This window comes from Micromonospora endophytica (assembly GCF_003236305.1).
Classification (GTDB): Bacteria; Actinomycetota; Actinomycetes; order Mycobacteriales; family Micromonosporaceae; genus Micromonospora; species Micromonospora endophytica.
The window spans coordinates 1-5,398 of sequence record NZ_POTX01000314.1 but is presented as its reverse complement, the minus strand read 5'-3'; the positions used below and the strand labels follow the sequence as shown (position 1 = coordinate 5,398).

General features: G+C 69.1%; 5 protein-coding genes. All 5 read right to left on the bottom strand.

What is annotated here, in order from left to right; genetic code table 11:
- Positions 1-1,145, bottom strand: a 1,145-nt coding sequence (locus tag C1I93_RS27770) for a saccharopine dehydrogenase family protein (RefSeq protein ID WP_111246229.1), incomplete at its 3' end; no start/stop codon positions are given.
- 121 nt (positions 1,146-1,266) lie between these two features.
- Positions 1,267-2,109, bottom strand: coding sequence for an ABC transporter permease (locus tag C1I93_RS27765; RefSeq protein WP_111246228.1), 843 nt, complete (start codon positions 2,107-2,109; stop codon positions 1,267-1,269).
- The gene (locus C1I93_RS27760; RefSeq protein WP_111246227.1) at positions 2,106-3,023 is read right to left on the bottom strand and encodes an ABC transporter permease; all 918 of its coding nucleotides are present in this window, start codon (positions 3,021-3,023) and stop codon (positions 2,106-2,108) included. The genes C1I93_RS27765 and C1I93_RS27760 overlap by 4 nt, the downstream gene beginning before the upstream one ends.
- Positions 3,020-4,171, bottom strand: coding sequence for an ABC transporter ATP-binding protein (locus tag C1I93_RS27755; RefSeq protein ID WP_111246226.1), 1,152 nt, complete (start codon positions 4,169-4,171; stop codon positions 3,020-3,022). Before C1I93_RS27755 ends, C1I93_RS27760 begins: the two co-directional genes overlap by 4 nt.
- A gap of 2 nt (positions 4,172-4,173) precedes the next feature.
- A complete protein-coding gene (locus C1I93_RS27750) occupies positions 4,174-5,358 on the bottom strand; it encodes a polyamine ABC transporter substrate-binding protein (RefSeq protein WP_111246225.1) in 1,185 nt (394 codons plus the stop codon).
- Positions 5,359-5,398 lie beyond the last annotated feature (40 nt).

The window sequence follows — 5,398 nt, the reverse complement described above, 5'->3', positions numbered from 1 at the left end:
GTGGGGGGAAGGGCTTCGGGGCCGAGAACGCCGGTGGCTGACCAGGCGCCGGTGGCGAGCAGTTCCAGGGCCACGACCGGGTTCACCGCGGTCTGCCAGACCACCGCCTGGTGGCCGTACTCGCGCATCGACCACTCGTTGTCGACCACGTGGTAGAGGTAGACCTTGCGCGGGCGACCGTCGGTCCCCACCCCGGTCACCAGCGTGCCGGCGCAGGTCTTGCCGCGCATCCGGTCGCCGAGGGTGGCCGGGTCGGGCAGGCAGGCGGCTACCACGTCGCGCGGGGACACCGACACGTCGCCGACCCGCACCGGTGTGGTCGAGTCCAGGCCGAGCTTGTGCAGCGTCCGGAGCACCTCGATGAACTCCGCGCCGAGGCCGTACTTGAAGGTGACCCGCTTCGCCGACACCCAGCGCGGGATCAGCAACACCTCCTCGTGTTCCACGTTGACGCACTCGACCGGCCCGATGCCTTCCGGAAAGTCGAACACCTCCGGCTCGCTGAACGGCTCGGTGGTGAACCAGCCCCGCCCGGCCTCCCAGATCACCGGCGGGTTCAGGCACTCCTCGATGGTGGTCCAGATGGAGAACGACGGGGCGAAGTCGTAGCCGTCCACGGTCAGGTTCGCGCCGTCGCGTACCCCGATCTCGTCGATCTCGCGGAACAGTTCGTCGGCGGCGTACCGGGCGAAGATGTCCGACAGACCCGGCTCGACGCCGATGCCACAGAGGGCCAGCCGGCCGGCGGCCTCCCACTGCCCGGCCACCGCGAACTGCTCGTCGCCGAGCTTCACGCCGGTCTCGGCGTACGGCCGCGACGGGTGCCGCCGGGACAGCGACATCGCCATGTCCAGGTAGTCGGCGCCGGCCGCGTACGCCCCTTCGAAGATCGGCATGACGAACCGTGGGTCGACCGCGTTGAGCACGTGGGTGATCCGGTGTTCGCGGCAGAGCGCGGTCACCGCCTCCGCCGAGGAGGCGTCGACCCGGACGGCGACGAACCGTGCGTCCCGGCCGGCAACCGCCCGCGCCGCGCGCGCCGCGTCGTAGTCGGCGACCACCATGGTCTCGAAGAAGGTACGCCGGGCCGCGATGGCGACGGCGGCGGAACCGACGCCACCGGCGCCGACGAGCAGGACACGCATCATGAGTCGAACCCCACTCCGAAGCGATCGAGGGTACGCAGCCAAAGGTTGCGCCGGCCCTGCCGCGCGTCGGCACGGGCCAGGTCGCGACGGGCTGGCCCGGAGCCGGCCCGGCCACCGGTCATGACCGGCCGCCTGTCTGACCGACGACCACGGGTGCGGCGAGTGCCGCCCGGCGGGCCCGCCTACCGCGCAGGGTGGTGGCCAGCACCAGCAGCAGCGCGATCGCGAACATGGCCGTGCCGATCACGTTCACCTGCGGCGGGATGCCCCGCTGGGCGGCACCCCAGACGTACATCGGGAAGGTGACTGTGGTGCCGGAGTTGAAGTTGGTGATGATGAAGTCGTCGAAGCTGAGCGAGAACGCCAGCAGGGCGGCGGCGACGATACCGGGCAGCACCAGCGGCAGGGTGATCCGCCGGAACGTCTGCCACTCGCTGGCGTACAGGTCCATCGCGGCCTCCTCCAGCCGCAGATCCATCCCGGAGAGCCGTGCCTTGACCGTCACCACCACGAACGACACGCAGAACATCACGTGCGCGATGACGATGGTCCAGAAGCCCAGCGGCACCCCACCGGCGACGAAGAGGGCGAGCAGCGAGGTGCCCAGCACCAGTTCCGGCGTCGCCATCGGCAGGAAGATCAGCACGTTGAGCCCGGAGCGGCCCCGGAAGCGGTGCCGGGCCAGCGCGAACGCCATCAGGGTGCCGAGCGCGGTGGCGGCCACCGTGGCGATGAAGCCGATCTGCGCGCTGCGCAGCACCGCGTCGCACATGTCGGAGGTGGCGCAGGGGTTGCGCCAGTTGTCGAGGGTGAACTCGTTGAAGTCGTAGGAGAGCCGGTTCGAGGGCCGGTTGAACGACAGCGCGGCGACCACGGCGATCGGCAGGAAGAGATAGCCGAGCACCAGCAGCGCCACCCCCATCACCCAGTGCTGGGCGAACCAGCGGGAGATACGGCTCATAGGACTTCCTCCGTACCGGCGCGGCGCAGGTAGACGAAGACCACCGCGAGGATCGCCGACATCAGCAGGAACGACAGTGCCGCGCCCTGCGGGTAGTCCAGCCGGACCAGGAACGCCGAGTCGATGACGTTGCCGATCATGTATTCCTTCGGGGTGCCCAGCAGTTCGGCGTTGATGTAGTCGCCGGTCGCCGGGATGAAGAAGAGCAGGGTGCCGGCGATCAGGCCGGGCATCGACAGCGGCAGGGTGACCCGCCGGAACGTCTGCCACGCGCTCGCGTACAGGTCACTGGCTGCCTCCAGCAGCCGCTGGTCGAGCCGCTCCAGGCTCGCGTACAGCGGCAGCACCAGGAAGGGCAGGAAGTTGTACGTCAGGCCGAGCACCACCGCGATCGGGGTGGCCAGCAGCCGGCCGTCCGGGCCGAGCAGGTGCACGTCACGCAGCAGCCCGACCAGCCAGCCGTTGTCCGACAGGATCGTCTTCCAGGCCAGGGTGCGCACCAGGAAACTGGTGAACATGGGTGCCACCACGCAGACCAGCAGCAGGTTCTTCCACCGGCCGGCCTTGCATGCGATCGCGTACGCCAGCGGGTAGCCCATCAGCAGCGCCAGCACCAGCGCGAGCCCGGCGTAGAGGAACGACCTGCCGAACTGCGGCCAGTACGCCTGCAACGCCGCCGGATAGTTACCGAAGGCCCAGGTCAGCGCGTACCCGGTGGAGAGCGATCCGTTCGGGTCGTAGAGGCTGGCGGCGGCGAGTTGCAGCAGCGGCAGGGCGAAGAAGAGCAGCAGCCAGGCCGCGCCGGGCAGCAACAGCAGGTACGGCAGGAACCGGTGCCGTCGGCGGGCGGTGGCGGGCCCACCTGGCGCACCGGGTGCGGAGTGTGCCGACCCGAGGTGCGCCAGGGCGCTCATGTCGCCGCCTCGATGCGCTCCGGTTCGCGGTCGCCCGACGGCGTCTCGTTCTCCCCACCGCGCGGCAGGACGAAGGAGTGCCGAGGATGCCAGTGGGCGGTGACCTGTGTGCCCGGCACCAGCCCGGCGTCCGGGTCGCTGTTCGCGGTGAACACCGACAGCTCCTGTCCCCAGCTGGTGCGGAGCAGGAACTCGGTGCTCACCCCGGCGTAGCAGATGTCGGTGAGTACGCCGCTCACCGCGTTGCGTCCGGCCGGCACCGCGCCGACCTCCGTCACCAGGTGCAGCTTCTCCGGCCGTACGCCGAGCCACACTCCTCCGGCGTGGGCGCGGGCCCGGTCCCGGGGGGTGGCGAACCGGCTGCCGTGTCCGGTGAGCAGCAGGTCGTCCCCGTCCTGCCCGGTCACTTCGGCCTCGATCAGGTTGGACTGGCCGAGGAAGTTGGCCACGAACGGGGTGGCCGGGTACTCGTAGATGTCGGTGGGGGCACCGAGCTGCTCGATCCGGCCGGCGTTCATGACCGCCACCGTGTCCGCCATCCACATGGCCTCTTCCTGGTCATGGGTGACGTGCAGGAAGGTGATGCCGACCTCGCTCTGGATGCGCTTCAGCTCGATCTGCATCTGGCGTCGCAGCTTGAGGTCCAGCGCGCCGAGCGGTTCGTCGAGCAGCAGCAGCTGCGGGTGGTTGATCAGGGCACGGGCCAGCGCGACGCGCTGCTGCTGGCCGCCGGAGAGCTGGGCCGGGCGGCGTCGCTCGTAGCCGTCGAGCTGCACCAGCGACAGCATTCGGCGGACCTCCTCGTCCACCTTGCGGATGCCGCGGCGACGCAACCCGAAGGCCACGTTCTCGAAGATGTCCAGGTGCGGGAAGAGCGCGTAGCTCTGGAACACCGTGTTGACCGGCCGTTTGTACGGGCGCAGCCGGGCGATGTCCCGGTCGCCGAGCAGCACCTGACCGCTTGTCGGCTGCTCCAGGCCGGCGATCATCCGGAGGGTGGTGGTCTTGCCGCAGCCGGAGGCGCCGAGCAGCGCGAAGAACGAACCCTGGGCGATGGTCAGGCTCAGGTCGTCGACGGCGGTGAAGGCACCGAACGTCTTGGTGAGGTGGGCCAGCCTCAGGTCGCCGGCCGGGGTGTCCCGCGCCATCGTCACGCTCCGATAACCTGCTGGAACTTGGTTTCGTACTCGCGCTCCTGCTCCTCGGTCAGCGCCATGAAGACCCGCGCCTTGGCGAGGATGGCCTCGTCCGGGAAGATCAGCGGGTTGGCCGCCAGCTCCGGGTCGATCTTCTCCATCTCCTGCTGCGCACCCTGCACCGGGCAGATGTAGTTGACGTACGCGGCGAGTTGGGCGGCGACGGCCGGGTCGTAGTAGTGGTTGATGAGCGCTTCGGCGTTGGCCTTGTGGGTCGCTTTGTTCGGCACCAACATGTTGTCCGACCAGAGCATCACGCCGGAGTCCGGCACCACGAACTTGATCTGATCGTCGTCGAAGCCGAGCTGGATGATGTCACCGGACCAGCCGATACAGGCCGCGATGTCGCCTTTGGCGAGGTCGGGCGCGTAGTCGTTGCCGGTGAACCGGCGGATCTGCCCGGAGTCGACGGCCTGCTTGAGCTTGTTGAGCGCGTCGTCGAACTGCGCGCTGGTGAAGTCTGCCGGGCTGTGCCCGTTGGCCATCAACAGCATCCCCATGGTGTCGCGCATCTCGGTCAGCGCGGTGACCTTGCCCTTGAGGTCGGGGCGGGTCAGCAGTTCGTCGACGGTGCGGATCTCCTTGGCGACCCGACCGTTGTACGCGAGCCCGGCCAGCCCGGACTGCCACGGCACGGCGAGGTGGTTGTCCACGTCGAAGGGCCGGTTACGCAGTGACGGCAGCAGGTTGGCCTCGACGTTCGGCAGGTTCGCCTGGTCGAGTCGCTGGATCCAGCCGAGCCGGATCATCCGGGCCGCCATCCAGTCGGTGAGCACGATGACGTCACGCCCGGTGCTCTGGCAGGCGGCGAGCTGGTTCTGCACCTTGCCGAAGAACTCGTTGTTGTCGTTGACATCTTCGGTGTACGTCACCTCGATGCCGCTGTCTTTGACGAAACTGTCGAGCGAGGGGCGCTTCGACTCGTCGTCCTCGTCGACGTCCATGTATTGCGGCCAGTTGGAGAAAGCCAGTTTCTTCTCCGTACCGGACAGGTCGTCGCTGACGCAGCCGGCCTCGGTCTGTTGGGCGCCGGGGGTGCCGCAGCCGGCGAGCGCGCCACCCGTGGCGAGCAGCGTGGCCGAGCCGAGGGTGCCGGTGAGCAGACCACGCCGGGTGAGGGGCCGGAGGGCACTACGCATGTGACGACTCCTAAACGATCAACGGCGGGCGGGACGGGGG